Below are 25519 nucleotides of genomic sequence, written 5' to 3'. Positions count from 1 at the left end.
ACCTATCTCAGGGGAGGCGTCGGTTGAGGAGGAGGGCGGCGAACGCACCGGCGATGGCCAGGAGCGTTCCCGCGATGAGCCACGGGCGCGAGTTGTCGCCACGCTCGCGTTCGTAGCCGATCTGCTTCTGCAGCGTCGAATAGACCTTGTTCAGTTCGTCGAGACTCGACGCGGTGAAGAAGTCGCCGCCGGAGAGGTTCGCGATCTTGCGCAGCGACTCGTCGTCGACGGGCACTGGCACTCGCTCCACTCCGCCGCCGGGCGTCTCGAGGTCGACGGTTCCGGTCAGCGTGCCGAAGGAGATGGTCGAGACGGGCACGCCCTTCTCCTTCGCCTTCCGTGCCGCGGTGAATCCGCCGCGCGGATCGTCGGGGCTCTCCGGGACCGTCTGCTTGCCGTCCGACAGCAGCACGATCCGAGCGGGCGGAGCGCCGGACGGTCCACCCAGCACGGCGTTCAGCGTGTCGATCTGCTGGAGCGCGGCGAAGATTCCCTCACCGGTCGCGGTCTTGTCGGCGAGCTTCAGGCGGTCGAGTGCGTTCTTCGTCGCGCTGTGGTCGGGCGTCGGCGAGACGAGGGTGGACGCGGTGCCCGCGAACGAGATGAGGCCGAGATTGATGCCGTCGGTGAGATCGTCGGCGAAGCGCTTGCCGGCGGCTTGCGCGGCTTTCAACCGCGACGGTGCCACGTCGGTCGATTTCATCGAGTTCGACACGTCGACCACCAGCATCACCGTGGCCCGGTTGCGCGGGACGTCTCGTTCGGCCTGCGGTCCGGCCATCGCGATGGTCAGCAGCAGCAGACCCACCAGCAGTACGACCACCGGCACGTGCTTGAACCGATCCTGATTCTTGGGCGTGACGGCCTTGAGCAGGTCGAGGTTCGCGAACGCCAGCGCACGTGAACGGCGACGCCGCATCACGTAGACATAGACGACGATCAACGCCACGACGAGCAGCGTCGTGAAGAGCCACCACGGGTGGGCGAACAGGTCCGACATCAGCGCGCCCCCGCGGCCATCGTGCGCCGTCGCATGCCGACGAACCGCACGGTGTCGGCCAGCCAGTCGCGGTCACTGCGCAGCGACAGCACCGGACCGCCCGCACTGCGGAACGTCCGCAGCACGTCGGCGCGGTGCTCGGCTGCGGCCCGCGCGTAGTCGGCCCGCACCTGCGCGGTCACATCGATGTCGACGATCTCGCCGGACTCGGCATCGCGCAGGGTCACCGGTCCCACCGCCGGCAGCTCCACGTCGCGCGGATCGAGGACTTCGACGCCGAGGAGATCGTGGTGCGCGCCGATCGCACGCAACGACCGCGCCCAGTCGATCTCGCCGAGGAAGTCGCTGATCACCACTGCCAGGCCGCGCCGGCGCAGCGGTCGTCGTAGGGCCTCCAGGCCGGCGTCGAGATCGCCCCGCACACCCGGTGCGCTCCGCCTGGTGGTGGCGATCGCCTTGAGCAGCGCCTGATCGTGCGCACGCCCCGCCCGGGCGGGTACCCGGACGATGTCGTCACCGGTCACGATGATCGCCCCGTGCCGGTTACCGCCACCCGCCGTCAGATGCACGATCGCCGACGCCGCCGCCATCGCGATGTCACGTTTGCTGCGGCCGACGCTGCCGAAATCGAGACTCGCCGACGCGTCGACGACGAACCACGTCTCGAGTTCACGATCGGCGACCATCTGGCGGACGTGCGGCGTGCCCGTGCGGGCGGTCACCGACCACTCCATCCGACGGATGTCGTCGCCCGGCTGGTACTCGCGTGCTTCGCCGGGCTCCGATCCCGGTCCGGGGATCAGACCGAGATGCTCGCCCTGCAGCACCCCGTCGAGCTTGCGACGCACGGTGAGCTCCAGCGACTTGAGCGCTGCGGTGAGTTCCGGATCGTTGAGTGTTCCCGCCCCGAACGACGGCAGCCCGCTGTCAGCCGGCATTGCCTGCCTGCGGTGCCTGAGCCTGGGGTGCCTGAGCCTGGGCGGGCACCGGCTGCGCCTGCGGCGCCTGATGCGGCGCGGGCGCCTGCTGGTTCATCGGCTGGGCCGGTGCCGCCGACACCTGCGGCAGTCCGACGGTCTGCAGGATCCGGGTGATGATGTGGTCCGGCGTCACCTCGTCGGCCAGCGCGTCGTACGACAGCACCAGGCGGTGACGCAGCACGTCCGGGATCACCTCGACGACGTCCTGCGGGATCACGTAGTCGCGCCCGTGGATCAGCGCGAGGGCGCGGGCGGCGGCGACGATACCGAGCGTCGCGCGTGGGGAGGCGCCGTAGGCGAGCCACTGGTCGACCTCGGCGAGTCCGACCTCGGCGGGCCGACGCGTCGCGTTGATGACGCGGACCACGTAGTCGACCAGCGCGTGGTGGACGAACACGTTCGCGGCGAGCTTCTGCAGTCGCAGGGTCTCGGCCGGATCGAGGATCTGCGACGCCGTCGGCGGCACATTGCCCATCCGGTAGACGATCTCGCGCTCCTCCTCCACCGACGGGTAGTCGACGAGGACCTTGAACAGGAATCGATCTCGCTGCGCCTCGGGCAGCGGGTACACACCCTCGTTCTCGATCGGGTTCTGCGTCGCCATCACCAGGAACGGGTCGGGCATCGGATAGGTCGTGCCGCCGATCGAGACGTGCCGTTCGGCCATCACCTCGAGCAGCGCCGACTGGACCTTGGCGGGCGCGCGATTGATCTCGTCGGCGAGCACGAAGTTGGCGTCCACCGGACCCAGTTCAGTGTCGAACTCCTCCCGGCCCTGGCGGTAGATCCGCGTACCGATCAGGTCCGACGGCACCAGGTCGGGGGTGAACTGCACGCGGGAGAAGCTACCGCCGATCACCGTCGCGAAGGTCTCGACAGCCAGCGTCTTGGCGACGCCCGGAACACCCTCGAGCAGGATGTGTCCGCGCGCCAGCAGTCCGGTGAGGATCCGTTCGACCAGCTTGTCCTGCCCGACGATCACCCTCTTGACCTCGAACATCGCGCGTTCGATCAGTTTCGCGTCTTCGGGGGTGAAAGCCAGTTTCTCAGCGCCGGACTCCGCCGGTGCCGCGCCGCTGCGGTCCTGTCCGCTGCTGCCTGTTGATGTCAAGCCGATGCTCCTGCCGATCGAGGCGTGCGTTGTACCGTCACCCACCCTAGCGGGACGGTCGGACCCGGACCGCGAACGCCTCTAGAGGAGTCGGACGACGTACGGCATCGCACCGGCGGTGCGCACCGGTGAGATCTTGACGACGTCGCCGGACTGCGGTGCCTCGAGCATCGTCCCGTCGCCCAGGATCAGCGCCACGTGCTGGCTTGCGTTGGGACCGTAGAAGATCATGTCGCCGCGCTTCATCTCCGACAGCGGCACCTGCGGACCCGACGTGTACTGGTAGCCGGTGTAGTGCGGCAGGTCGATGCCCACGCCGGCGAATCCGTAGATCATCAGGCCGGAGCAGTCGAAGCCGACCTTCTGGTAATCGCCGTAGCTGTCGGCCACACCGCCGTCGCGAATGCCGAGGGTCGGGCCGTTCGCGTCGCCGCCGCCCCACGCGTAGGTGACGCCGAGCTGCGACTTCATCCGATTCACGACGAGTTCGATGGCCTGCGGACCGCGCAGACCCGGCTGAGAGGGCCCGCCCATGACGCCGGGAGCGCCGCTCTGCGGGAGGAGCTGCCCCAGCGACCCGTTCTGCAGCTTGGTGTACGTGTTGTCCGGCCCCTCGCCGAACGGGTACGTGCCACCGATGCCCAGCAGATCGAAGAGCTCCGAATGCGGCACCTGCAGCTTGCCGATCGCACCGGCGAGCAGCGCCTGCCCGGTCTCCATCGCGAGCTTCGACGCGGCCTCGGCGGCCTGTGCGACGAGATCGTTGCCCTCCACCGGCTTCGCCGGGATCTGATCGAGGACCTTGCCCGCCACGTCGGCGACCGTTCCCGGCTCGGTGTCGGCCGGAGCGTCGACCTGGCTCTTGGGCGCGGACTTGCGGAGTTCGGTCAGCTTGGCCGCGAGGGTGTTTCGCTGAGCCACGAGATCGTTGCGCTTGGTCTGCTGATCGCGGACGGCGTTCTGCGCGGCCTTGACCGCCGCGATCGCGTCGTTCCGGCGCGCGGAGGCGTCCTGCGCGGCCATCGTCGTCTGCTGACGCGTCGCTTCGGTCGCCGCCACCCGGTTGGCCTGCTGGTTGCGCGCAACCTGCAGCTTGCGGATGACGGTCTGCTGCTGGCGCGTCACCTGATCGACGGCCGACATCTGGTCGAGCACCTTCTCCGGGTCGTCGGAGGCGACGTACTTCGTCATCGCGCCGCGATTGTTGCCCTGGCGGTAGACGGAACGGACGAAGGCGTCGAAGTCCTTCTGCGCGGCTTCGACCTCCGCACTGACCGAGGTGAGCGACGACTTGGCGCTGCGGCTGGCCGATGCGGCGACCTGCTGCGCGGCCATCGCGTTCTGGAAGTCGACCAGAGTGCGGTTCACGTTCTCCTGTTTGGCCGCGACTGCTCCGGCGAGGTCGGAGAGGTTCTGATCGACGTCGGCGATCTTGTTCACGAGCGACGCGACGGGGTTGGCGTTGTTCGGGTCAGCGAGCGCGGGACCGGCTCCGAGAACGCTCACGAGCACCACGGCACCGACGGTGGTGCCTCTCGCCGCCCAGCGCGCGCCGTTCTTAGCTGGCTTCAAGTCGAGTTCTCCCTCGCAACATCTATCCCCCGAGCACCGTGAAGTATCTTCTGCACCGTACGTCACATCAGCCTCGGTCGAAACTGGAACCTGTGAATTACAAATGGGTGATTACCTGCGGAAACGTGTTTCAACAGCGATGGAGGCGAAACCTAAGAATCCCGTTACAGTTGGATAACACGCACGGGGCCTCCCGCCCGCGAGCCCGCACGTCGGCCGAGCATCCGCGTGAATAGCGAGAATCCGCGTAGTCCCGGGGCTACGCGGATTCGGTTCGACTACGCGAATGAAGCGGTCAGGACGACGGCGCCCCGTCGTCCGGCTCACCGTCGTCCGAACCCCCGCCGACAGCAGCGGGCACCTGATCGGACTCCGCGCGACGTTTGCGCTTCATCTGCAGTCGCGCGATCACCGCACCGATCACGACGAGGACGATCAGGCCGATCGTCACCCCGTTCCAGTTGACGTTCGGATCCACCGCCTTGTGGTACATCTGCGTCGCGGCCTGGGTCGCGGTCGACCCCTTCGTCACGTCGCTCGACGCGTCCTCGAGCTGGACGCGGCTGAACTCGCTCGAGGCGGTTCCGCTGCCCGAAGGACCGAACACGAGCACCGTGCCGCCGACCTGCGACTGCAACTCGGTCGCGATGTCGCGGTAGGCGGTGAACTTCGGATACGACTGATCCAGCACGACGACGTGCAGACTGTGCCCGTCCGCGTCCGCCTGCTGGACCAGTTCCTTGAGCGCTGCCTGCTGATCGGCGGGCGCCCACACACCGGTCGTCGTCAGCGACTCCTTGATCGCGGCCATGTCGAGGTTCGACCACACGTCCGCCTGCGGCTGCGTGGCGGGCTCGGCGAGAACGAACACGGCTGGGCCCGGATTCATCAGATGTGGCTCCTGCGAACGAAGGTGTCGGCGGTCGGCGCCCAGGATACGGCAGCGCCCCGCCGAATCCGACCGTCGACCCGACCGGCAGTTGAACTCGGCGCGTCGGGTCGACGTTACCGCCCAACCAGTACGCGCGTACTGCTATGCTGGAGAGGTAGCAACGCGGCCGCAGCCCGCCGCATGCTGCGACGCTTCTGACGAACTCCCGTCGGCGGTGTGTAGACTCCATGGGACGTATCGTTAACTCAGGGAGAGGAAGCACAGCTAACCATCTGTAGCACACGTGAGCATCAATTCCTTTGATTCCCGCGGCACTCTGCAGGTCGGCGAGAACTCGTACGAGATCTTCCGCCTGTCGGCAGTGCCCGGCACCGAGAAGCTGCCTTACGCGCTGAAGGTTCTCGCCGAGAACCTGCTGCGCACCGAAGACGGCGCCAACATCACCACCGATCACATCAACGCCCTCGCGAACTGGGATCCCTCGGCCGATCCGAGCATCGAGATCCAGTTCACCCCGGCGCGCGTCCTGATGCAGGACTTCACCGGTGTGCCCTGTGTGGTCGACCTCGCCACCATGCGCGAGGCCATCACCGCCCTCGGCGGCGACCCCAACAAGGTGAACCCGCTCTCCCCCGCCGAGATGGTCATCGACCACTCGGTCATCCTCGACGTCTTCGGCCGCGCCGACGCCTTCGAGCGCAACGTGGAGCTCGAGTACGAGCGCAACGGCGAGCGCTACCAGTTCCTCCGCTGGGGCCAGGGCGCGTTCGACGACTTCAAGGTCGTCCCCCCGGGCACCGGCATCGTGCACCAGGTCAACATCGAGTACCTCGCCCGCTCGATCATGGTCCGCGACGGCAAGGCCTACCCCGACACCTGTGTCGGCACCGACTCGCACACCACGATGGAGAACGGCCTCGGCGTCCTGGGCTGGGGCGTCGGCGGCATCGAGGCCGAGGCCGCGATGCTCGGCCAGCCGGTCTCCATGCTGATCCCGCGCGTCGTCGGCTTCAAGCTGACCGGTGAGATCAAGCCGGGCGTCACCGCGACCGACGTCGTGCTCACCGTCACCGACATGCTCCGCCAGCACGGCGTGGTCGGCAAGTTCGTCGAGTTCTACGGCAAGGGCGTCGCCGAGGTCCCGCTGGCCAACCGCGCCACCCTGGGCAACATGAGCCCCGAGTTCGGCTCCACCTGCGCGATCTTCCCGATCGATGCCGAGACCATCAACTACCTGCGCCTGACCGGCCGCGACGACGAGCAGCTCGCTCTCGTCGAGGCTTACGCCAAGGAGCAGGGCATGTGGCACGACCCGGAGCACGAGCCGGCCTACTCCGAGTACCTGGAGCTGGACCTGGGCACCGTCGTGCCGTCCATCGCCGGCCCGAAGCGCCCGCAGGACCGCATCCTGCTGTCGGAGTCGAAGGTCGCCTTCCGCAAGGACATCCACAACTACGTCGAGGAGCAGCACCCCGCCGCTCACACCCAGCTCGACGAGGCCGTCGAGGAGTCGTTCCCGGCTTCCGATCCGGCCGTCCTGTCCTTCGCCGACGACGGTGCGGTGAACGTGCAGTCCGCCGCCAACGGCTCCCACGGCCGCCCGAGCAAGCCGGTCAAGGTCGTCGACCCCGAGCGCGGCGAGTTCATCCTCGACCACGGCGCGGTCGCGGTCGCGGGCATCACCTCGTGCACCAACACCTCGAACCCGTCGGTCATGATCGGCGCGGGCCTGCTGGCCCGCAACGCCGTCGAGAAGGGCCTCGCCTCCAAGCCGTGGGTCAAGACCAACATGGCTCCCGGTTCGCAGGTCGTCACCGACTACTACGAGAAGGCCGGACTCTGGCCGTACCTCGAGAAGCTCGGCTTCTACCTGGGCGGCTACGGCTGCACCACCTGCATCGGCAACACCGGTCCGCTGCCGGACGAGATCAGCAAGGCCGTCAACGACAACGACCTGAGCGTCACCGCCGTCCTGTCGGGCAACCGCAACTTCGAGGGCCGCATCTCCCCCGACGTCAAGATGAACTACCTGGCCTCGCCGCCGCTGGTCATCGCGTACGCCCTGGCGGGCACCATGGACTTCGACTTCGAGACCGAGGCCCTGGGTCAGGACACCGACGGCAACGACGTCTTCCTGAAGGACATCTGGCCGTCGGCGCAGGAGATCGACGACACCATCAAGACCGCGATCAGCCAGGACATGTTCCGCAAGTCCTACGCCGACGTGTTCGCCGGTGACGATCGCTGGCAGGGTCTGAACACCCCCGAGGGCGACACCTTCGCGTGGGACGACAAGTCGACCTACGTCCGCAAGGCTCCGTACTTCGACGGCATGACCCTCGAGCCGCAGCCGGTCTCCGACATCAAGGGCGCCCGCGTCCTGGCGCTGCTGGGCGACTCGGTCACCACCGACCACATCAGCCCGGCCGGCCCCATCAAGCCCGGCACCCCCGCCGCGCAGTACCTCGACGCCAACGGTGTGGCCCGCAAGGACTACAACTCGCTGGGCAGCCGTCGCGGCAACCACGAGGTGATGATCCGCGGCACGTTCGCGAACATCCGCCTGCAGAACCAGCTGCTGGACGGCGTCTCGGGCGGCTACACCCGCGACTTCACCCAGGACGGCGGACCGCAGTCGTTCATCTACGACGCGTCGGTCAACTACAAGGCCGCCGGCATCCCGCTGGTGGTCCTGGGCGGCAAGGAATACGGCTCGGGCAGCTCGCGTGACTGGGCCGCCAAGGGCACCGTGCTGCTCGGCGTCAAGGCCGTCATCACCGAGTCGTTCGAGCGCATCCACCGCTCCAACCTCATCGGCATGGGCGTCGTCCCGCTGCAGTTCCCGGCGGGCGAGAACGCCAAGACCCTGGGCCTGGACGGCACCGAGGTCTTCGATATCGAGGGCATCACCGCGTTGAACGAGGGCGTGACTCCGAAGACGCTGAAGGTGACCGCCACCAAGGAGAACGGCGACAAGGTCGAGTTCGACGCGGTCGTCCGCATCGACACGCCCGGTGAGGCCGATTACTACCGCAACGGCGGCATCCTGCAGTACGTGCTGCGGAACATGATCCAGAGCTGACCCCGGGGCTGCTGAATGCCACGGGTCAGCGATGACCGTCTTGCCGCGCGTCGTCGAGAGATCCTCGACGGCGCGCGGCATTGCTTCGCCGAGTACGGCTACGACGGAGCGACGGTCAAACGTCTCGAAGAGGCGACCGGCCTTTCCCGCGGCGCGATCTTCCACCATTTCAAGGACAAGGAAGCCCTGTTCTTGGCATTGGCACGGGAGGACGCCGAGCGGATGGCCGACGTCGCCTCGCAAGAAGGTCTCGTCCAGGTGATGCGCGACATCCTCGCGCGCCCGAAGGACTTCGACTGGCTCAGCACGCGGCTGGAGATCGTGCGCAAGATCCGCACCGACCCCGGCTTCCGTGAGGCCTGGGAGGCGCAGAGCGCCGACCGCGAGGCCGCGACTCTCGCTCGCCTGGAACGCAAGCGGCGAGCGGGCAGTCTCCGCAAGGACGTCGAGCCGGAGGTGCTGGTCACCTACCTCGACGTGATCCTCGACGGGCTCGTCACGAGATTGGCGTCAGGCCAGTCCACCGACGATCTGCACGCCGTCCTCGACCTCGTCGAGGCCTCCGTCAGAGCCCCTGCGGGAGAATAACTCTCGCGACCTGTGGCCCGGATCTCCGACGCTCGGAGATCCGGGCCACTGTCGTATGAGCGTTCGACGGCGCGCAGTAATCGTGCCGACACGCGACCCAGGAGGTGGCCCATCTCACCGATGAGCTAGCCTTCTCTCGCATTCCCGAGATTTTTCGCAAGGAGGGTCCACCGACATGGGCCAACACCATAACGCCGGCCGGTCGAGCAGCGGATCGCCGAAACAGCCCGCAGACCGGGCCGGATCGCGCCGCACGCCGCTGACGGGCACGCGCACTCGCGTGGGCCTGTCCGTCGCGCTCGCCGTGCTGCTCGCCGGCGGCGTCTACGCGGTGTGGGACATGAACCGCGCGGACTGCTCGGAGAACCCGTCCGTCTCCGTCATCGTCGACCGCGACGCCGCCGACTACGTGACTCGGCTCGCGAAGGAGACGTCGGCGAACAGTTGCTTCGACTACTCGGTCGAGGCCGTCGATCCGAGCCACACCAATGTGCGACTCGCGCAGAAGAACGCTCCGGAGATCTGGGTCGCTGAATCACAGGCACGCGTCCGACAGGTCGGGACGGCGCTGGGGCGGTCGTGGACGGACGTGGGTCCCTCCCTCGGCACCACCCCGGTGGTCGTGACCGGCCGTCAGCTGCCGGCCATGCCCGCGTGGACCGATGTTCTGCAGCGGCCCGAGCTGCGGATGAATCCGCCCGCCAAGAGCGATGTCAGCAACGCCGCGGTGGTCGGAGCGCTGTCGGAGGTCTCCGGCGGCTCACTGACGCACCGGGACCTGGTCCAGGTCCTGACGAAGCGCGCCCTCATGATGAACGACAACGACAGTTCGCCGGACCTGGTTCAGGTGGCCGCGAGCAGCGGCCCCACGGCCGCGCTCACCACCGAGCGCGCCTATACGAAGTTCACCCGCGAGAATCCGGATGCCCAGCTCGAGGCCGCAGTGCCGGGCACCGGCACCGTCTCCCTGGACTATCGGGCGGTGAACGTCGCACCGGCCGCCGATCAGACGGTGGCGGGCGACGCGATCGAGGCGCTCGTCGCCACCCTCCAGACCGACAAGGGCAAGCAGATCCGGCAGAGCGAGGCCGTGCGCTCCGCCGACGGCGAGCCACTCCCCGACAACGAAGGCGTCGACGGCGTCACCGTCATCAAACCGCCCGCCCGGGAGCTCGTAGACAACATCCTCCGCAAGTGGACGGCGCTGACCCAGCCGATCCGCGCCCTGGTCGCCCAGGACGTTTCCGGCTCCATGGAGCAGGACGCCGGCGGACGTTCCCGGGCCGCACTGCTCCGTGAGGCGTCGCTGTTCGGGCTGCAGCAGTTCCCGAAGAACACCGCGCTGGGCTACTGGGAGTTCAGCATCGACCGCGGCGGGAAGGGGCAGGACTACCGCGAGGTGATGCCGATCGCTCCGATCTCGGACAAGACCGACGGTCGTACCAATCGCGATCTGCTGGCCGACGCCATCCGGCAGACGCTCGGCAACGTGCACGGCGGCACCGGGCTCTACGACACCGCGCTCGCCGCGTTCAAAACGGTCTACGACTCGTACGACCCCGCCTACTCGAACAGCGTCATCATCATGACCGACGGCCGCAACGAGGACCGGGACAGCATCACGCTGCAGCACCTGGTGTCGGAGCTGAACATCATGAAGAACCCCGCCCGCCGCATCCCGATCATCGCCGTCGGGATCTCCGAGGACGCGGACGCCGACGCTCTCAAGCAGATCGCCGATGCCACCGGCGGCAGTTCGTTCATCGCCAGGGATCCGAAGGACATCCCGGCCATCCTCCTGCAGGCCGTGTCGTACCGCGTCGAGGCCGCCTGAGGATCCGACGACGCCGAACCCTAGTTAAGCGAGCGATTACTCGGTACCTTCGTCGGTGAGACGTCCATCACCCCAGGAGTGACCGTGTACCCAGGAACCCATGCCGCCGCGACCCCCGACAAGCCCGCACTGATCCGCCCTGCCACCGGCGAGCACGTCACCTATCGCGAGCTGATGGACAGTTCGACGCGCATTGCGAATCACTTGCGGGAGTTGGGAATCCGCGAAGGCGACACCATCGCCATCGTGTCCGACAACGATCTGCGGATGTTCGATGTGTACTGGGCTGCGGTTCGCAGCGGCATGTACGTGACCGCGGTGAACTACCACCTCACCCCGTCGGAGGTGAACTACATCCTCGACGACTGCGGTGCGCGCGCCGTGTTCGCCTCCGGGAACGTCGCGGACGCCGTCTCGCAGGCGCACCGCATCGAGGCCCTCGCCGAGCCCGCCCGGCGCATCGCATGGGAGGGTCCCGTCGACGGCTTCCTCGACTACGACGTCGTCCGGGACGCCGCGTCGCCCGCACCGCTCTCGAGTCAGCCGCGCGGCGCCGACATGCTGTACTCGTCGGGTACCACCGGCAGACCCAAGGGGATCCGGCCCGCACTGCCGGGGGTGCAGGTCGACGAGGCACCGGACATGATGTCGTCGGTCTTCGGCCAGATCTACGGATTCGGACCCGACACCGTCTACCTGTCTCCCGCTCCGCTGTATCACGCCGCGCCCCTGCGGTACTGCGCCATGACGAACGCGCTGGGCGGGACGGTGATCGTGATGGACCACTTCGATCCCGAGACCGCGCTGCGCTACATCGGCGAGTACTCGGTCACGCACAGTCAGTGGGTGCCGACGATGTTCGTCCGGATGCTGAAGTTGCCCGACGACGTCCGAGCCTCGTACGACGTCTCCAGTCTCAAGGTCGCGATCCATGCTGCCGCGCCGTGCCCTGCCGAGGTCAAGCGCAAGATGATCGACTGGTGGGGTCCGGTGATCACCGAGTACTACGCGGCGACCGAGGCGGCCGGCGTCACGCTGATCGGCTCGGCCGACTCGCTGACCCATCCCGGTTCCGTGGGCCGCGCCGTGCTCGGCATCGTCCACATCTGCGGCCCGGACGGTGACGACGTGCCCACGGGCGAGGTCGGCACCGTGTACTTCGAACGCGACGAGATGCCCTTCACCTACCACAACGACCCGGCGAAGACCGCCGAGGCCCAGCACCCCCGCCACGACAACTGGGCGACGACCGGCGATCTCGGTTACGTCGACGACGAGGGCTTCCTGTACCTGACCGATCGGAAGGCGTTCACCATCATCTCGGGTGGCGTCAACATCTACCCGCAGGAGTCGGAGAACGTCTTCATCAATCACCCCGCCGTGTACGACGTCGGCGTGATCGGGCTGCCCGACGACGACCTCGGCGAGCGGCCCGTCGGCTTCGTCCAGCTGATGGACGACGTCGACCCCAGCGATCAGCTGGCCGAGGAACTGATCCAGTTCGCGAAGGCCGAGCTCGCCTCGTTCAAAGTCCCCAAGGACATCCGGTTCGTCAAGGACCTCCCCCGCACTCCGACCGGCAAGCTCGTCAAGGGCGAGCTCCGCAAGCAGGTGCTGGGCGTCTGAGCCGCATCACTCCGGCCTCTCGACGCCGGCAGTGTTCGGTGTGACCACCACATGGTCACACCGAACACTGCTGAGTCGAACTCCTAACGGAGCGCGGGCATCACGAACCGCGCGAGGTGCGCTTCGAGAGCATCGAGGTCGTCGGGATCGATCGTCGCCGAGTGCATCGTGCCGAGGCTGATCAGGTTGCGCGCCACCCATTCGCTCGCCTCCGCCAGGTCGAGCTCCCCCGAGATCTCGCCGGCTGCGGCCGACTCTTCGAGATACTCCCGCCAGAACGCGGCGAGATCCGGGACGACGCCCTGCACGCCCGCGCCGACGAAGGCGGCGTACTCGTCCGGTTCCCGGGTGCGCAGCCGCATCAGCGTGGCGCCCGGATCGTCGTAGGCCCGTCTGCCGATCTGCACACCGACCGCGAGCTTCCGCGCCAGCGTGGCGACACCGTCGAGTTCCGCCCGCGCCGAGGACCAGCTCTCCTCGACCAGGCGCATCAGCACGGTCCCGACCAGTGCGGACTTGTCCGGGTACAGGCGGTACAGCCACGCGCGCGACACCCCGGCGCGGTCGGCGACCCCGCGCATCGTGGTCGCCCGGATCCCCGACTCGGCGACCAACTCCGTCGCCGCGACGAGGATCCGGTCCGCTGACTCCTGCTCTCTGGTGACGGCCATGAAGTAGAAGCTACCAATCCCGCAAACCTTGGTAGACACATTTGCAGATGTGTGTACTGTGCGGTTCATGGTCAAACCCAGCACCGCCGTGATCGGCGCAGGCATCAGCGGACTCACGTCGTCGAAGATGTTGACCGACTACGGAATACCGCACACGGTCTTCGAATCGTCCGACCGCATCGGCGGCAACTGGGCGTTCGGCAATCCCAACGGGCACTCGAGCGCCTACCGCTCGCTGCACATCGACACGTCGAAGCATCAGCTGTCGTTCCGCGACTTCCCGATGCCGATGGAGTACCCGGACTTCCCGCACCACACGCAGATCAAGAAGTATCTCGACGATTACGCCGAGGCATTCGATCTGCTCGCGAACATCGAGTTCGAGAACGGTATCGAGCACGCCAGGCGACTGCCCGGCGGCGGATGGGAACTGACCACTCAGCGGGGCGAGAAGCGCGAGTTCGACCTGCTCGTGGTCGCGAACGGGCATCACTGGGATCCGCGGATGCCCGACTTCCCCGGCACGTTCGACGGCGTCGCGATGCACGCGCACGACTACATCGACCCGAGCACCCCGTACGACTTCCGCGACAAGAGGATCGTCGTGGTCGGACTCGGCAACAGCGCCGCCGACATCACCGTCGAACTGTCGTCGAGGGCGATGCAGAACGACGTCTACCTCTCCACCCGGTCCGGTGCCTGGATCGTGCCGAAGTACCTGGCGGGCCAGCCCGCGGACAAGTACTTCAAGACCAATCCGTACATTCCGGCGTCCTGGCAGCGGAAGCTGTCGCAGCTCGCGCAGCCGCTGATGTCCGGCCGCCCGGAGAACCTCGGGCTCCCGACGCCGAATCACAAGTTCATGGAGGCCCACCCCACCCAGTCGGTGGAGTTGCCGCTACGGCTGGGATCGGGCGATGTGACCCCGAAGCCGAACATCAGCAGGCTCGACGGCCGCACCGTGCACTTCGACGACGGCACCCGCGTCGACGACGTGGACTTCCTGATCTGCGCGACCGGCTACAACATCACCTTCCCGTTCTTCGACGAGGACTTCATCAGCGCCCCGGACAACCGGATCGACCTCTACAAACGCATCCTCTACCCCGGGATCGACGACCTGATGTTCGTCGGCTTCGCACAGTCGACGCCGACCCTCTTCCCGTTCGTCGAATGCCAGGCCCGGATGGTCGGCGCCTACGCCGTCGGCCGCTACCGGCCACCCGCCGTCGACGAGATGCGCCGGGTGATCGAAGAGGACATGCACAAGTACACCGGGCACATGCTCGACCGCCCGCGCCACACTCAGCAGCTCGACTACTTCCTGTACGAACACGACATGAGAACCAGGGAGTTGCCGCAGGGCGCGCGCCGCGCGGCCGCCGAAGGCGTCGTCTCCTGGGCACGAGTGAACGGAGCGGCATCGTGATGCGCACCGACCTGATCTTGGACAGCAACGGCGCCCGGCTCTCCGGATGGTTCTACCCGGCGGTCACCGCCGCCTCGGCTCCGACACCGGCGGTCGTGATGGCGCACGGGCTCGGCGGCACCAAGGATTCCGGGCTCGAGCCCTTCGCCGAGCGGTTCGCCGCCGCCGGGCTCAACGTCCTGGCGTTCGACTACCGCGGCTTCGGATCCTCCGAAGGCCTGCCGCGGCAGAAGGTCTCGCTCACGGGGCAGATCGATGACTACCGCGCCGCGTGCCGGGCCGTCGCAGCTCAGCCCGGCGTCGACCCCGACCGCCTCGTCCTGTGGGGTGTCTCGCAGTCGGGCGGACACGTTCTGCAGACCGCGGCCGGGCGTGGCGACGTCGCGGCTGTGCTGTCCCTGGTGCCGATGGTGAGCGGTCCCGCCGCCGCGAAACACTCACTCCCCCTGCATAAGCCGAGCACGCTGCTGCGATCGACGATCGCCGGCATCGGCAGCTCGGTCCGGCAGCGTACCGGCGGCGCCCCGACGTTGATGCCGATCGTCGGACCGCCCGGAGCGCTCGCGGCACTGACCGCCGACGGCTACGAGGAGGCCTACCTCTCCATCGCAGGCCCCACCTGGCGCAACGAAGTCGACGCGGCGATGGGCGCCGAACTCGGCAGGTAACCCTGCTCCACGTCGAGACCGACTGATCTCGTGGGTCATTCCGTCGCAGGTACGCGACCACCTCCCGACGCTCTTCCAGATCGCCGACTTCGACCGCGGCGCACCGCCGCACGCGGCGATGAAGGCCGCCTTCGACGCTCGCGCCGAGGTCCGCCACTACCCGTGCGATCACTTCGACGTCCTCCCCGGCGGCGAGTGGTTCGACGCGGTGGTCGAGCACCAACTGCTCTTCCTGCGCAATCACGGGATCGTCGATCGCGAGCGCGCCGACCTCGAGTCCGACGATCAGCGGGTCATTCAGCTGAACGACTGAACGACGCTCCTCGTTAACGCCGCGCCGCCGCCACCGATCTCATTCATGTCGGGGCAGCAGCGAACACGCATCAGGCGTGACCGCGCGGCACCGAGGAGTAGCGATGAAGATCTACCAGGCGGCGGTCACCTCGGTGGCCGCCGCCGCGCTCGTCTTCACGGCCGCCTGTGCAGCCGACGGCGGCGACTCGCCACCGCCGGGCACCGCCCAGGCGAACCTTCCGGCGCCGGTCCGTGCGGCGTCTGACGCTCCGTCCACTCCGGTCGATCTGACCATCGACGGAGCGGCCGCCGCCATCGACGCCGTGGCCACCGACACCGCGGGAGCTCTTCTCCCACCTCGAGACGTCCACCGTCTCGGCTGGTGGGTCGACTCGTCGCTCCCCGGATCCGGGAGCGGCGCGATCGTGGTGACCGGACACGTCGACGACGTCCAGCAGGGCTCCGGGTTCGCGTCGCGATTCACGACTCTGCGGACAGGCGACACCGTCGACTTGACCACGACCGACGGGCACCGCCACGACTACCGCATCACTCGAACCGTGCTGGCCGACAAGGAGGCGACGGGTTCGGGCGGTCTGCCCGTCGCCGAGCTCAATCGGCGCGACGGCCCGGAGACCCTCGCGCTCATCACCTGCGGCGGACCGTTCATCGGGCCACCGCTCGGCTACCGCGACAACGTCGTCGTCTTCGCCGTCCCGGTCTGACCGCCCACTCGACCCCATTCGCCGTAGGAGAAGACCATGAACACCAATCGCCGCGGAATCTCCGCGATTCTCGCCACCACAGCCATTTGCCTGGCGCTCACGCCCGCCATCGCGTTGGCGGACACGCCCGCCGGGGACGCGCCGGCCACGAGTACGCAGGCCCCGGCCGACGCCTCGACGTCGTCCCCGGCCGACACCTCGACGTCTGCGACGCCGACCGGCCCCGGCACCAGGCCGCCCGGCGACACGACGAGTCCGAGAAATCCACCGTCCACGAGTTCAACCGAGACCACTCCGCCGACGAGCACTCCATCCGAGAAGCGAACCGGAACGCTCACGGTCTGGGCGTCCGACATGACGTCGGGTGAGGATGTCTCCGGTGTGGTGATCCAACTGTCGGCACCACCGCATCGCTCGCAGCCGATCACGACACCGGCGCAGGTGACGCTGCCCGTCGGATACTTCCGGTTCACCGTGATCGGCGTGCCGGACGGCTACCGCCTAGAGGACCCGGACGGAGTCTATGAAGGGACGATCGAGCGCGGGCGTGATCAGGAACGCCAGATCCGCGCCGTGGCCAACCCGACCGAGCCCGTCCTCGGCACTCTCGGCCTCACCAAGCGCGACCGCATCACCGGGGAACCGTTGCGCGGAGCGATCTTCCGGGTGGTCACCTGCAGCGGCAACTACGCCGTGACGATGACGTCCAACGCTCAGGGAGTGGCCTACCGCGATCTGGCCCCCGGTTGCTACGACCTGCTGGAGGACGCGGCACCGGCCGGGTACCAGCTCGATCTGACCCCGCACCGGGTGTGGATCAAGAGGGACACGGAGACCGACTCGACGGTCTACGACATCCCGGTCGACTACGTCGCACCGCGCGACCCCGAGGCGCGCGTCCCCCTGAGCTCGGTCCCATCCGGCCGGACCAGCTGAGCCCGACCGGCGACACTACGCCAGCTCGATCAGTTCCTGGTACTCGTCCGACCAGTGGTCCTCGGTCCCGTCGGGCAGCAGGATCACACGCTGCGGCTCCAGCGCCTCGGCGGCACCGGGGTCGTGCGTCACCAGCACCACTGCCCCGGTGTAGCTGCGGAGGGCTTCGAGCACCTGCTCACGGGAGATCGGGTCGAGGTTGTTGGTCGGCTCGTCGAGCAGCAGGACATTCGCGGCCGACGACACCAGTCCGGCGAGCGCGAGACGGGTCTTCTCGCCACCGGACAGCGTGCCCGCAGGCTGCTCCAGCTGAGGTCCGGTGAACATGAACGCGCCCAGCAATCCGCGAAGATCCTGCTCACCGGCGTCGGGCGCCGCGTGTCGGATGTTCTCCCACACCGTGGCGTCGTCATCGAGCGTGTCGTGCTCCTGCGCGAAGTAGCCGACCTTGAGCCCCCGGCCGGGTTCGAGCTCGCCCAGATCTGGCTTCTCCACGCCCGCAAGCAATTTCAGCAAGGTCGTCTTGCCGGCACCGTTCAGTCCGAGGATGACGACGCGGCTGCCCTTGTCGATCGCCAGGTCCACTCCGGTGAAGATCTCCAGAGATCCGTAGACCTTCGTCAGACCCTTCGCCATCAGCGGGGTCTTACCGCACGCGGCGGGCTCCGGGAACCGGATGTGGGCGGTCTTGTCGGCCACCCGCACTTCGTCGAGCTCGTCGATCATCCGCTCGGCCCGCTTGAGCATCTGCTGCGCAGCCGTCGCCTTGGTGGCCTTGGCGCCGAGCTTGGCCGCCTGCACCCGCAGTGCACCCGCCTTCTTCTCGGCATTCGCACGCTCTCGCTTGCGGCGCTGCTCATCGGTCGCGCGGGCGTCAAGGTAGCGCTTCCAGCTCATGTTGTAGACGTCGGCCTCACCGCGCACCGCGTCGAGGAACCAGACCCGGTTCACCACGTCCGCCAGCAGATCGACATCGTGGCTGATCACCACCAGCCCGCCTTCGTGGTTCTGCAGGAAGGTCCGCAGCCAGGCGATCGAATCGGCGTCGAGGTGGTTGGTCGGCTCGTCGAGCAGGAGCGTGGTGTCCGACTTCCCGGACCCGTCCGACGCCGCGAACAGGATCCGCGCCAGCTCGATGCGGCGTCGCTGACCGCCGGACAGCGTTCGCAGCGGCTGCGCCAGCACCCGATCGGGCAGGCCCAGGCTGTTGCAGATGCGTGCGGCGTCGCTCTCCGCCTCGTACCCGCCGAGCGCACCGAACCGCTCTTCGAGCCGGGCGTACTTGACGATGGCGCGATCGCGGACCTTCTCGTCCACGGCCTCCTCCATCAGTGCCTGCTGCTTGCCCATGGACGCGAGGATCTCGTCCAGACCGCGCGCCGACAGCACCCGGTCCTTCGCGAGCACGTCGAGGTCGCCCTCTTTGGGATCCTGCGGAAGGTAGCCGACCGGCCCCGAGGCCCGGATCGAACCCGCGTACGGCTGCGTCTCGCCGGCCAGGATGCGCAGCGAGGTGGTCTTGCCCGCGCCGTTGCGGCCCACCAGGCCGATCCGATCGCCGGGCTGAATGCGCAGGTGGTCTCCGGGCGCCGAAAGGAGAGTCCTCGCGCCCGCTCGTACTTCCAGGTCGGTCGCGGTGATCACGGCGTTCAACTCTACCGAGAGAAGGCCTGCGAACCCGAATCGACGGAACGTCGGGTGACCGGACTCGCTTCGCGCGGGACTACGGTTGATCCATGACCGCACTCTCCACCGACCTCACCGGCCGATCCGCACTCGTCACCGGCGCCAGCCGCGGCATCGGTTACGCCATCGCCCTCGAACTCGCGCGCCGCGGAGCCGCGGTCGTGATGACCGGCCGCAAGCCGGAACCGCTCGAGGAGGCCGCCGCATCGTTGCGCGCGACCGTTCCGGGCGCGACCGTCACCGCAGTCGCAGGCAACACCGGGGACGCCGAGCATCGCGCAGCCGCGGTGGCCGCCGCCGTCGCCAATGGCGGCATCGACATCCTGATCAACAACACCGGCATCAATCCGACCGCCGGACCGCTGATGGACGCCGATCTCGGTGCGGTCCGCAAGACCTTCGACACCAACGTCGTCGCCGCGCTGGGCTACATCCAGGAGGCCTACCGGGCGGGGATGAAGGACTCCGGCGGTGCCGTCGTCAACATCGCCTCCATCGCGGGCCTCCGCCCGACCGGTCTGATCGCCGCTTACGGCGCATCGAAGGCGGCCCTCATCCACCTCACCGAAGAGCTCGCCTGGCAGCTCGGCCCCGCGATTCGGGTGAACGCGGTGGCACCCGGTCTGGTCAAGACCAAGTTCGCCGACGTCCTCCTGGCCGCCGGCGAGGACGCCGCCGCCCAGACCTACCCGATGAAGCGGGTCGGCGCACCGGAGGACATCGCCGAGACGGTCGCCTTCCTCGTCAGCGACGCCGCGTCCTGGATCACCGGCGAGACCATCCGCGTCGACGGCGGCAAGCTCGCGACCGGCGGCATGTGAAGCCCGCTGGAAACGACCTCATCGTCGTCGGCGCCGGGCCGGCCGGTCGCGCGCTGGCGCATCGGGCGGCCGCGGCAGGGCTGGCGGTCGTGCTCGTGGATCCCGCTCCCCGGGCACCGTGGCGACAGACGTTCGGCATGTACGCCGACGACGCCCCCGACTGGCTCGACGGCGCGGTGATCGCCGCGCAGAGCCCGTCGTTCCAGGTCTTCACTCCCGGCGAGCGGGTGATCGAGCGCGGCTACCTGGTGCTCGACTCCGAGCTGTTTCAGCAGTCCCTGTCCCTCGACGGTGTCCGGGTGGTGGCTGCCCGGGCCCGCAGGCTGGACGCCGAGGCGGTGACGTTGTCCGACGGGAGCGTCCTGTCCGCGCGCCATGTCGTCGACGCCCGCGGGACCGCCGGACCGACCGGCGCCCACATCCCCCGACAGACCGCGTTCGGCGTGTTCGATGACCGCGCCGACCGAGAAGCGCCGAAGAACAGCGGTCGGACCGTCCTGATGGACTGGCGAGCCCCGAACACACGAGACTCCCGCACACAAGGCGCAGGCACACGGGCCCGGGAGACCACACCGTCGTTCAGCTACTGCATCGATACGGCGCGCGGACGTCTCGTCGAAGAGACGTGCCTCGCCGCTCGCCCGCCGCTCCCGGTCGACGAGTTGCAGCGTCGGTCCCGTCTGCGGCGGTCCGGTCTGCGCCGACCCGACCTGCCCGATCACGCCGCGACCGAGATCGTCGACTTCCCCATGTACGCGCGGCCGCGACCCTGGCGTGCGGGACCCGCGCTCCCGATCGGCGCGGTGGGCGGTCAGCTGAATCCGGCGACCGGCTACAGCGTCGCGCAGTCGCTGCACGCGGCCGACCGCGTCGTGGCGGCGATCGAGGCGGGCCGCGACCCCCGCAGGGCGCTGTGGCCGACGGGAGCACGCATCGCCTACCGACTGCGCCTGCTCGGACTCCTCATGCTCGTCCGGCTCCCGCCGGAGGCACTCGTCGCGTTCTTCGACGCCTTCTTCGCCCTGCCGATCCCGCTGCAGCGCGCCTACCTCTCGGCACCCGACGACGCCGCCGGAGTCGCCCGGGCGATGGCCGGGGTCTTCCGCCGGTGCCCGACCGCGCTGCAGGCGCGAGTCGGCCTCGCGTCCATGCGGGCGCTGGTCGAGCTCGTCACATCTTCTTGAGAATCAGGTACTGCGCCGATGCCTGCTGATGTGCGTCCGTGAGCTTCGTGGCACTGATCTCGGCGACGTACTCGCCAACGGTCATCAGACACACCACGCTCGACGACCGCCGGTAGAAGCAGCCGACCCCCGGCAGATCCAGCGGTGCCGCGGCCTCCTGTCTCCGGTCGACGGCGTACGACGTCTCCAGATAGCGCTGCCAGGCGCGCGCCTTCTCGGTGCTGCCCGCCCGGTAGACCTGACTGAGGTTCTTCGCCGACTCGGCGATCCCGAGATCCTCGAGGGTGCGCAGCGTCTTCGACGGTTCGTCGTAGAAGTGCGCCTCTCCCCGCCTGCCGACCACGATGTGCGCCATGAGCGCATTGCTCCGGTCGGGCAGTGTGGCACGCAGGAGTCCGTGCGGATCGACCTCCGAACCGGGGTCGGGCCGGTATCCGGCGAGCATCGCGCGCTGCTTGTCGTAGGCGGCGACCACGACTTTCCGGCTCCGATCGGCGCTGCGGTCCTGCACACGCGTGTACACGACCGTGTCGCCGATCGGCGTGAACGCCATCGACACGTACGTCGCCGGCGACTCGGCAACACCCGCGGACGGCCCCTGCGCCACCTGAGCGGATGCCGGGAGGCCCGCGATCGGCACGCCGGTACGACCATCGCTCGCTCGCCGCCCGGCAGCCGCCAGCTGGGCCGCGGCGGCGGACGCACTCGCCGAATCGGCGAACGCGAGCACCGCATGCGAGATGCTGCTCTCGGGTGCCTTCGGGTCCGATGCCACAGTCGAGAAGCCGTACCGGTAGGCATCGGCCGCACCGATGTGTTCGGTGCCGGGCATGAGCAGGTCGACCTTCTTCATGCTGGTGAGCGGAATCGACATGACGCTCGTCGAGGTGAACGCCGGATCGGCTTCATCGGTCAGGATCACGTGGTCGGCGAGGCGGATCGACTGCAACCGCGCGACCGCTCCCGGAGTCGCCGCATCGGGTTCGGCCGGTCCGGGCGACGTCGGATACCGACCGGCGTCGATCGACACGGGTGCCCGCACCGGAGCCCCGTCGAGGGTGCATGCGCCCAGCGTCGCCACCGACACCGCGCCGAGCAGGGCGACCGCCGTCGCCCGCACCCTGGTCCGCCGGGTCGATGCCGTGACGGCCGCTGATGTCACAGCTGCTTCAGCAGCAGATACTGTGCGGAGATCTTCTGCTGCGCGTCGTGCAGGTCCGAACCGTCCGCCTGCACCGCGTACGAGCCGACCGCCACGAAGCAACTCGCCGTGTCGGTGCCCGTCGACGACTTGCTGGTCTGGCAGATCGCCGACGACAGGTCCTGCGGGCTCGCCGCCTTCTTCGCCGCCGGGTCGTCGGAGGTGTCCGACAGCGACGTCAGGAGCTTCTTCGCCTGGTCCTCACCACCGGCGTGGAACACCAGGGATCCGCCGACGGCGGCCTCGGTCACCCCGGCGCTCGCGAGATCCTTGTACGTGGCCGACGACTTGCCCGCGAGCTGCGAGATGGTCCGCGGTCCGGCCACCGCACCGCTGTAGGCCGAGCCGCTTCCGGACTCGGTGGGAAGCACCGCCCGGGTGATCCCGGTCGGATCGATCTGCCGGTCCTCACTGATCGGCTTCATGCCGTCGATCAGGACCTTCTGTTTCTGGTACGCCGACCGCACGACGGACTGCGTCCATGCGCCGTCCTTCGAGTCCGCCCAGGTGTAGATCACCTTGTCCCCGGCCGGAGTGAACGCGACCGAGATCTGCGAACCACTGCTCGACTTGCCGCTGAGGGCGACGGTCTCGGCGGGCATTCCCGGGATCTGCGTGCGCTGCATCGGCGAGCCGTAGTTCTTGCGCAGCATCTGGCCGGACATCGCGTTCAGTGCGGCCGTCGCCGCCGCGGGATCGGTGTACACCAGGACGGCGTGGTTCATCCCCTTGTCGTTGCCGTCGTCGGGGTTGCCGCCTGCGATGCTGAAGCCGTATCGCAGCTTCTGCGACTCCGGAAGGTCGGCGGCGTCCGAGAACACGCCCTTCAGCCCGGCGGCCCCGGAGATCGGATAGGTCGGCATGCTGAACTTCGTCAGCTGTGGATCGATCTCGTCACGGAAGACGATGTCCTCGCCGAACCGCATCGCTCGCAGCTTGTCCATCGCGGCTTCGCTGTCGGCGGTACCCGCAGCCGGCTGCAGTGTGGTCGCATACTTTCCGGTGTCCAACTGCACCGGGCCTCGCGTCGCGGTCCCGTCGACGGTGCACGCGGTCACCGCCGAGATGCTGAGGACTGCTCCGACCACCGCGGCTGCGCGTTTCCAATGCATAGGCAGATCCTAAAGGGCGCGCGCTACCGCCACGAACGGTGACTACATCTGGCGAATGACTCCGGCGTGTCGGCCGTAGGCCGTCATTCCTGGCCGCTCTCCTTGAGTGCCTGCTCCACGTCGAGAGCCTTGACCTGGTCGATCAGGCTGTCGAGCGCCTGCGGCGGCAGCGCACCGGCCTCGTTGAACACGAGCCGTCCCTGCTTGAACGCCATGATAGTCGGAATGGACCGGATGCTGGCCGCGGCGGCCAACTGCTGCTCGGCCTCGGTGTCGACCTTGCCGAAGACGATGTCACCGTGCTTCTCCGACGCCGCCTTGTAGGTCGGGGCGAACTGCTTGCACGGTCCGCACCAGTCGGCCCAGAAGTCGACGAGAACGATGTCGTTGTCGACGATGGTCTGTTCGAAGTCGTCGCCGCTCAGATCAATTGTTGCCATGCCTGTATCTAACCGGACGACGCCCGCGGATATTCCATCTACGGGCGTCGTCACACCGGCGGGTGTTCTCCGGTCAGCTCATCCGGCGGCGGCGATTCCGGCACGGCGTCCGAAGAAGGTGCCGTCGCCCAGGGACGTCCCGCTGATGTAACCCCACGAATGGAGTCCGGACGTCGCACGGCCCGCGGCGTACAGTCCCGGAATCGGTTCGTCGTCCAGATCGAGGACGGCACCGTCGACGTTCGTCCGGAGCCCGCCGGTGGTGAACACCTCCGCACCGCCCGGCTTGCTGTCGCCGTACTCCGGCGGAGCGATGCCGCGGCGGACGTCGATCGCCGCGAACGGGCTCGTCAGCGGCCGCACCCAGCGCGCCTCCTTGTGAAAGTACGGATCGTCGCCCTGCTCGGCGTGGCGGTTGTACTCGCCGACGGTGGACTGCAGGGCGCCGTCGGGCATGCCGATCTCCTGCTCGAGCTCAGCGAGCGTCTCGGCGACGAAGTGCGGCTGGACACCCCACCGCTCCGCTTCCGGGACCTCTTCGTAGGCCTGCTCGTCGAGGATCACCCAGACGTGCAATCCGTGCTTGAACAGCGCCGCCTGTCCGATCAGTCCGGGGTACACGTCCTCGTTGATGAACCGGCGTCCGTTGGCATCGACCACCATGCCGCGGACCGCCATGCCGGGGATCAGCGAGATGCCCACCTGGCCTGCCGACATGTGACGCACAGCGGCACCGGCCGCTTGAGCCAGCGCGATCCCGCGGCCGTCGTCGCCGCCGTCGCTGTTGATTCCGAGCCCCACCAGCTGCGGAGCGTGCTGGGCCACCATCTCCGCGTTGTCGCCGAAACCGCCGGTCGTCAGGACCACGCCGCCGCGCGCCCGGTAGTAGACCGTGTCGTTGAATCGCCTCGCGACCACACCGACCACGCGGTCGCCGTCGAGAATCAACTGCGTCACGCCGGTGTCGGTGTGCACATCGACACCGCTCTCCGCGACTCGCGCGCCGAGCACCTCCATCAGGACCTTGCCGCCGAAGCCGTCGGCCGTGACGCGATGTCCGCGCGGTGCGGGCTTCGCGATGCCGGCGAACGGATGCGCCCGCTCGCCCATCCACATCAGACCGTCATCCGTCGGCGGGACCCAAGTCGGCGAGTCCCACAGCGACGGCTTGAACGGCACCCCCTGTGCCACCAGCCAGTCGAAGTGCTCGACGCTGTCGCGGCAGTACAGCGAGACCTTGTCCTGGTCGGTGTCCGGCCCGAGTGCCGCCGACAGGAACTTCTGCATGTCCTCAGGTGTGTCGTCGAAGCCGCACGCCTGTTGGATCGCGGTGCCGCCGCCGAGGTACATCTCCCCGCCCGACAGCGCCGACGATCCGCCGCCGCCGCTGTACTTCTCGAGGAGTGCCACGCTCGCACCCGCCGCATCGGCTTCGAGTGCGGCGGATGCCCCCGCGCAGCCGAAGCCGACGACGATGACGTCGACCTCATGATCGAATGCAGGGACCTGATCGAGCGCGAGTGGGCGCACCGACGACGAGAACATGGAGATTCCTTCCGAATCGAAAACACGGATCGCCCCGTCATTGTGGGTGCCTCGCGGACCGTCTCACGGGTGCTTCTGATGGATCTCCCGAGGTCAACAGCTCGTCTCGGTCACCGGGCCGA

23 protein-coding genes are annotated in these 25519 nt (G+C 68.1%); 11 read left to right on the top strand and 12 right to left on the bottom strand.

Annotated elements, in window-relative coordinates; translation table 11 throughout:
- Positions 1-7: 7 nt before the first annotated feature.
- From SCNU_RS04765 to SCNU_RS04745, 5 genes are all read right to left on the bottom strand, one after another.
- On the bottom strand, positions 8-1000 hold the full coding sequence (locus SCNU_RS04765; protein WP_009678226.1) for a VWA domain-containing protein: 993 nt from the start codon (positions 998-1000) through the stop codon (positions 8-10).
- Positions 1000-1938, bottom strand: a complete 939-nt coding sequence (locus SCNU_RS04760; protein WP_009678225.1) for a DUF58 domain-containing protein — start codon at positions 1936-1938, stop codon at positions 1000-1002. Before SCNU_RS04760 ends, SCNU_RS04765 begins: the two co-directional genes overlap by 1 nt.
- Entirely contained in the window at positions 1928-3091 is a 1164-nt protein-coding gene (locus SCNU_RS04755; protein ID WP_009678224.1) for an AAA family ATPase, read from the bottom strand. Before SCNU_RS04755 ends, SCNU_RS04760 begins: the two co-directional genes overlap by 11 nt.
- 81 nt (positions 3092-3172) lie before the next feature.
- Positions 3173-4663: an NlpC/P60 family protein gene (locus SCNU_RS04750; protein WP_040517647.1), complete on the bottom strand. Its 1491-nt coding sequence runs from the start codon at positions 4661-4663 to the stop codon at positions 3173-3175.
- Positions 4664-4958: 295 nt separating this feature from the next.
- Positions 4959-5552 carry an Rv1476 family membrane protein gene (locus tag SCNU_RS04745; RefSeq protein WP_040517645.1) on the bottom strand — a complete coding sequence of 198 codons (594 nt, stop codon included), beginning with the start codon at positions 5550-5552 and terminating at the stop codon, positions 4959-4961.
- Between the two features lie 286 nt (positions 5553-5838).
- Between SCNU_RS04745 and acnA the strand changes: the two genes are divergently transcribed.
- The 4 genes from acnA (at position 5839) to SCNU_RS04725 (ending at position 12685) form a co-directional block, all read left to right on the top strand.
- Positions 5839-8637: an aconitate hydratase AcnA gene (gene acnA / locus SCNU_RS04740; RefSeq protein WP_009678221.1), complete on the top strand. Its 2799-nt coding sequence runs from the start codon at positions 5839-5841 to the stop codon at positions 8635-8637.
- A gap of 15 nt (positions 8638-8652) precedes the next feature.
- Positions 8653-9225 carry a TetR/AcrR family transcriptional regulator gene (locus SCNU_RS04735; protein WP_009678220.1) on the top strand — a complete coding sequence of 191 codons (573 nt, stop codon included), beginning with the start codon at positions 8653-8655 and terminating at the stop codon, positions 9223-9225.
- 175 nt (positions 9226-9400) lie between these two features.
- Positions 9401-11059, top strand: coding sequence for a VWA domain-containing protein (locus SCNU_RS04730; protein ID WP_009678219.1), 1659 nt, complete (start codon positions 9401-9403; stop codon positions 11057-11059).
- Between the two features lie 84 nt (positions 11060-11143).
- A complete protein-coding gene (locus tag SCNU_RS04725) occupies positions 11144-12685 on the top strand; it encodes an acyl-CoA synthetase (RefSeq protein ID WP_040517743.1) in 1542 nt (513 codons plus the stop codon).
- An 83-nt stretch (positions 12686-12768) separates the two neighbouring features.
- Here the strand turns inward: SCNU_RS04725 and SCNU_RS04720 are convergent, their stop codons facing one another.
- Complete coding sequence (locus SCNU_RS04720; RefSeq protein ID WP_009678217.1) at positions 12769-13356, bottom strand: TetR/AcrR family transcriptional regulator; 588 nt, start codon at positions 13354-13356, stop codon at positions 12769-12771.
- Positions 13357-13423: 67 nt separating this feature from the next.
- On the opposite strand from SCNU_RS04720, the gene SCNU_RS04715 reads away from it, so the two are divergent.
- The 4 genes from SCNU_RS04715 to SCNU_RS04705 all read left to right on the top strand — a co-directional run bounded on the left by SCNU_RS04715 (position 13424) and on the right by SCNU_RS04705 (position 16472).
- Complete coding sequence (locus tag SCNU_RS04715; protein WP_040517643.1) at positions 13424-14785, top strand: flavin-containing monooxygenase; 1362 nt, start codon at positions 13424-13426, stop codon at positions 14783-14785.
- On the top strand, positions 14785-15453 hold the full coding sequence (locus SCNU_RS04710; RefSeq protein WP_337998784.1) for an alpha/beta hydrolase: 669 nt from the start codon (positions 14785-14787) through the stop codon (positions 15451-15453). The genes SCNU_RS04715 and SCNU_RS04710 overlap by 1 nt, the downstream gene beginning before the upstream one ends.
- A gap of 118 nt (positions 15454-15571) precedes the next feature.
- Positions 15572-15766 carry a hypothetical protein gene (locus SCNU_RS21025; protein WP_337998780.1) on the top strand — a complete coding sequence of 65 codons (195 nt, stop codon included), beginning with the start codon at positions 15572-15574 and terminating at the stop codon, positions 15764-15766.
- A gap of 103 nt (positions 15767-15869) precedes the next feature.
- Positions 15870-16472, top strand: a complete 603-nt coding sequence (locus SCNU_RS04705; protein WP_009678215.1) for a class F sortase — start codon at positions 15870-15872, stop codon at positions 16470-16472.
- On the opposite strand, the gene SCNU_RS20570 is transcribed toward SCNU_RS04705, so the two are convergent.
- Complete coding sequence (locus SCNU_RS20570) at positions 16433-16810, bottom strand: hypothetical protein (RefSeq protein WP_175284070.1); 378 nt, start codon at positions 16808-16810, stop codon at positions 16433-16435. The two genes, SCNU_RS04705 and SCNU_RS20570, sit on opposite strands and share 40 nt — an antisense overlap.
- 16 nt (positions 16811-16826) lie before the next feature.
- On the opposite strand from SCNU_RS20570, the gene SCNU_RS04695 reads away from it, so the two are divergent.
- Positions 16827-17408: an MSCRAMM family protein gene (locus SCNU_RS04695; protein WP_009678213.1), complete on the top strand. Its 582-nt coding sequence runs from the start codon at positions 16827-16829 to the stop codon at positions 17406-17408.
- A 15-nt stretch (positions 17409-17423) separates the two neighbouring features.
- Here the strand turns inward: SCNU_RS04695 and SCNU_RS04690 are convergent, their stop codons facing one another.
- Positions 17424-19052: an ABC-F family ATP-binding cassette domain-containing protein gene (locus tag SCNU_RS04690; RefSeq protein WP_009678212.1), complete on the bottom strand. Its 1629-nt coding sequence runs from the start codon at positions 19050-19052 to the stop codon at positions 17424-17426.
- A 92-nt stretch (positions 19053-19144) separates the two neighbouring features.
- Between SCNU_RS04690 and SCNU_RS04685 the strand changes: the two genes are divergently transcribed.
- Positions 19145-19915, top strand: a complete 771-nt coding sequence (locus tag SCNU_RS04685; protein WP_009678211.1) for an SDR family oxidoreductase — start codon at positions 19145-19147, stop codon at positions 19913-19915.
- Positions 19912-21099 carry a lycopene cyclase family protein gene (locus SCNU_RS04680; RefSeq protein WP_009678210.1) on the top strand — a complete coding sequence of 396 codons (1188 nt, stop codon included), beginning with the start codon at positions 19912-19914 and terminating at the stop codon, positions 21097-21099. Before SCNU_RS04685 ends, SCNU_RS04680 begins: the two co-directional genes overlap by 4 nt.
- Here the strand turns inward: SCNU_RS04680 and SCNU_RS04675 are convergent.
- From SCNU_RS04675 to SCNU_RS04660, 4 genes are all read right to left on the bottom strand, one after another.
- Positions 21086-22261: a DUF7373 family lipoprotein gene (locus SCNU_RS04675; RefSeq protein ID WP_139025807.1), complete on the bottom strand. Its 1176-nt coding sequence runs from the start codon at positions 22259-22261 to the stop codon at positions 21086-21088. The two genes, SCNU_RS04680 and SCNU_RS04675, sit on opposite strands and share 14 nt — an antisense overlap.
- Positions 22258-23412, bottom strand: coding sequence for a DUF7373 family lipoprotein (locus SCNU_RS04670; RefSeq protein WP_009678208.1), 1155 nt, complete (start codon positions 23410-23412; stop codon positions 22258-22260). The genes SCNU_RS04675 and SCNU_RS04670 overlap by 4 nt, the downstream gene beginning before the upstream one ends.
- An 83-nt stretch (positions 23413-23495) precedes the next feature.
- Positions 23496-23852, bottom strand: coding sequence for a thioredoxin (gene trxA / locus SCNU_RS04665; protein ID WP_009678207.1), 357 nt, complete (start codon positions 23850-23852; stop codon positions 23496-23498).
- Positions 23853-23930: 78 nt separating this feature from the next.
- Positions 23931-25397, bottom strand: coding sequence for an FAD-dependent oxidoreductase (locus tag SCNU_RS04660; RefSeq protein WP_009678206.1), 1467 nt, complete (start codon positions 25395-25397; stop codon positions 23931-23933).
- Positions 25398-25519 lie beyond the last annotated feature (122 nt).

This window comes from Gordonia neofelifaecis NRRL B-59395 (assembly GCF_000192435.1).
Taxonomy (GTDB): domain Bacteria; phylum Actinomycetota; class Actinomycetes; order Mycobacteriales; family Mycobacteriaceae; genus Gordonia; species Gordonia neofelifaecis.
Note: the sequence above shows the minus strand (reverse complement) of the source record. Positions and strands in the feature narration are given on the sequence as shown.

Excerpts from the sequence above, each read along its gene's own strand:
- SCNU_RS04765 (WP_009678226.1), bottom strand. The coding sequence starts at position 1,000 with ATGTCGGACCTGTTCGCCCACCCGTGGTGGCTCTTCACGACGCTGCTC.
- SCNU_RS04760 (WP_009678225.1), bottom strand. The coding sequence starts at position 1,938 with ATGCCGGCTGACAGCGGGCTGCCGTCGTTCGGGGCGGGAACACTCAAC.
- SCNU_RS04745 (WP_040517645.1), bottom strand. The coding sequence starts at position 5,552 with ATGAATCCGGGCCCAGCCGTGTTCGTTCTCGCCGAGCCCGCCACGCAG.
- SCNU_RS04735 (WP_009678220.1), top strand. The coding sequence starts at position 8,653 with ATGCCACGGGTCAGCGATGACCGTCTTGCCGCGCGTCGTCGAGAGATC.
- SCNU_RS04730 (WP_009678219.1), top strand. The coding sequence starts at position 9,401 with ATGGGCCAACACCATAACGCCGGCCGGTCGAGCAGCGGATCGCCGAAA.
- SCNU_RS04720 (WP_009678217.1), bottom strand. The coding sequence starts at position 13,356 with ATGGCCGTCACCAGAGAGCAGGAGTCAGCGGACCGGATCCTCGTCGCG.
- SCNU_RS04715 (WP_040517643.1), top strand. The coding sequence starts at position 13,424 with ATGGTCAAACCCAGCACCGCCGTGATCGGCGCAGGCATCAGCGGACTC.
- SCNU_RS04710 (WP_337998784.1), top strand. The coding sequence starts at position 14,785 with ATGCGCACCGACCTGATCTTGGACAGCAACGGCGCCCGGCTCTCCGGA.
- SCNU_RS21025 (WP_337998780.1), top strand. The coding sequence starts at position 15,572 with ATGAAGGCCGCCTTCGACGCTCGCGCCGAGGTCCGCCACTACCCGTGC.
- SCNU_RS04705 (WP_009678215.1), top strand. The coding sequence starts at position 15,870 with ATGAAGATCTACCAGGCGGCGGTCACCTCGGTGGCCGCCGCCGCGCTC.
- SCNU_RS04695 (WP_009678213.1), top strand. The coding sequence starts at position 16,827 with ATGACGTCGGGTGAGGATGTCTCCGGTGTGGTGATCCAACTGTCGGCA.
- SCNU_RS04685 (WP_009678211.1), top strand. The coding sequence starts at position 19,145 with ATGACCGCACTCTCCACCGACCTCACCGGCCGATCCGCACTCGTCACC.
- SCNU_RS04670 (WP_009678208.1), bottom strand. The coding sequence starts at position 23,412 with ATGCATTGGAAACGCGCAGCCGCGGTGGTCGGAGCAGTCCTCAGCATC.
- trxA (WP_009678207.1), bottom strand. The coding sequence starts at position 23,852 with ATGGCAACAATTGATCTGAGCGGCGACGACTTCGAACAGACCATCGTC.
- SCNU_RS04660 (WP_009678206.1), bottom strand. The coding sequence starts at position 25,397 with ATGTTCTCGTCGTCGGTGCGCCCACTCGCGCTCGATCAGGTCCCTGCA.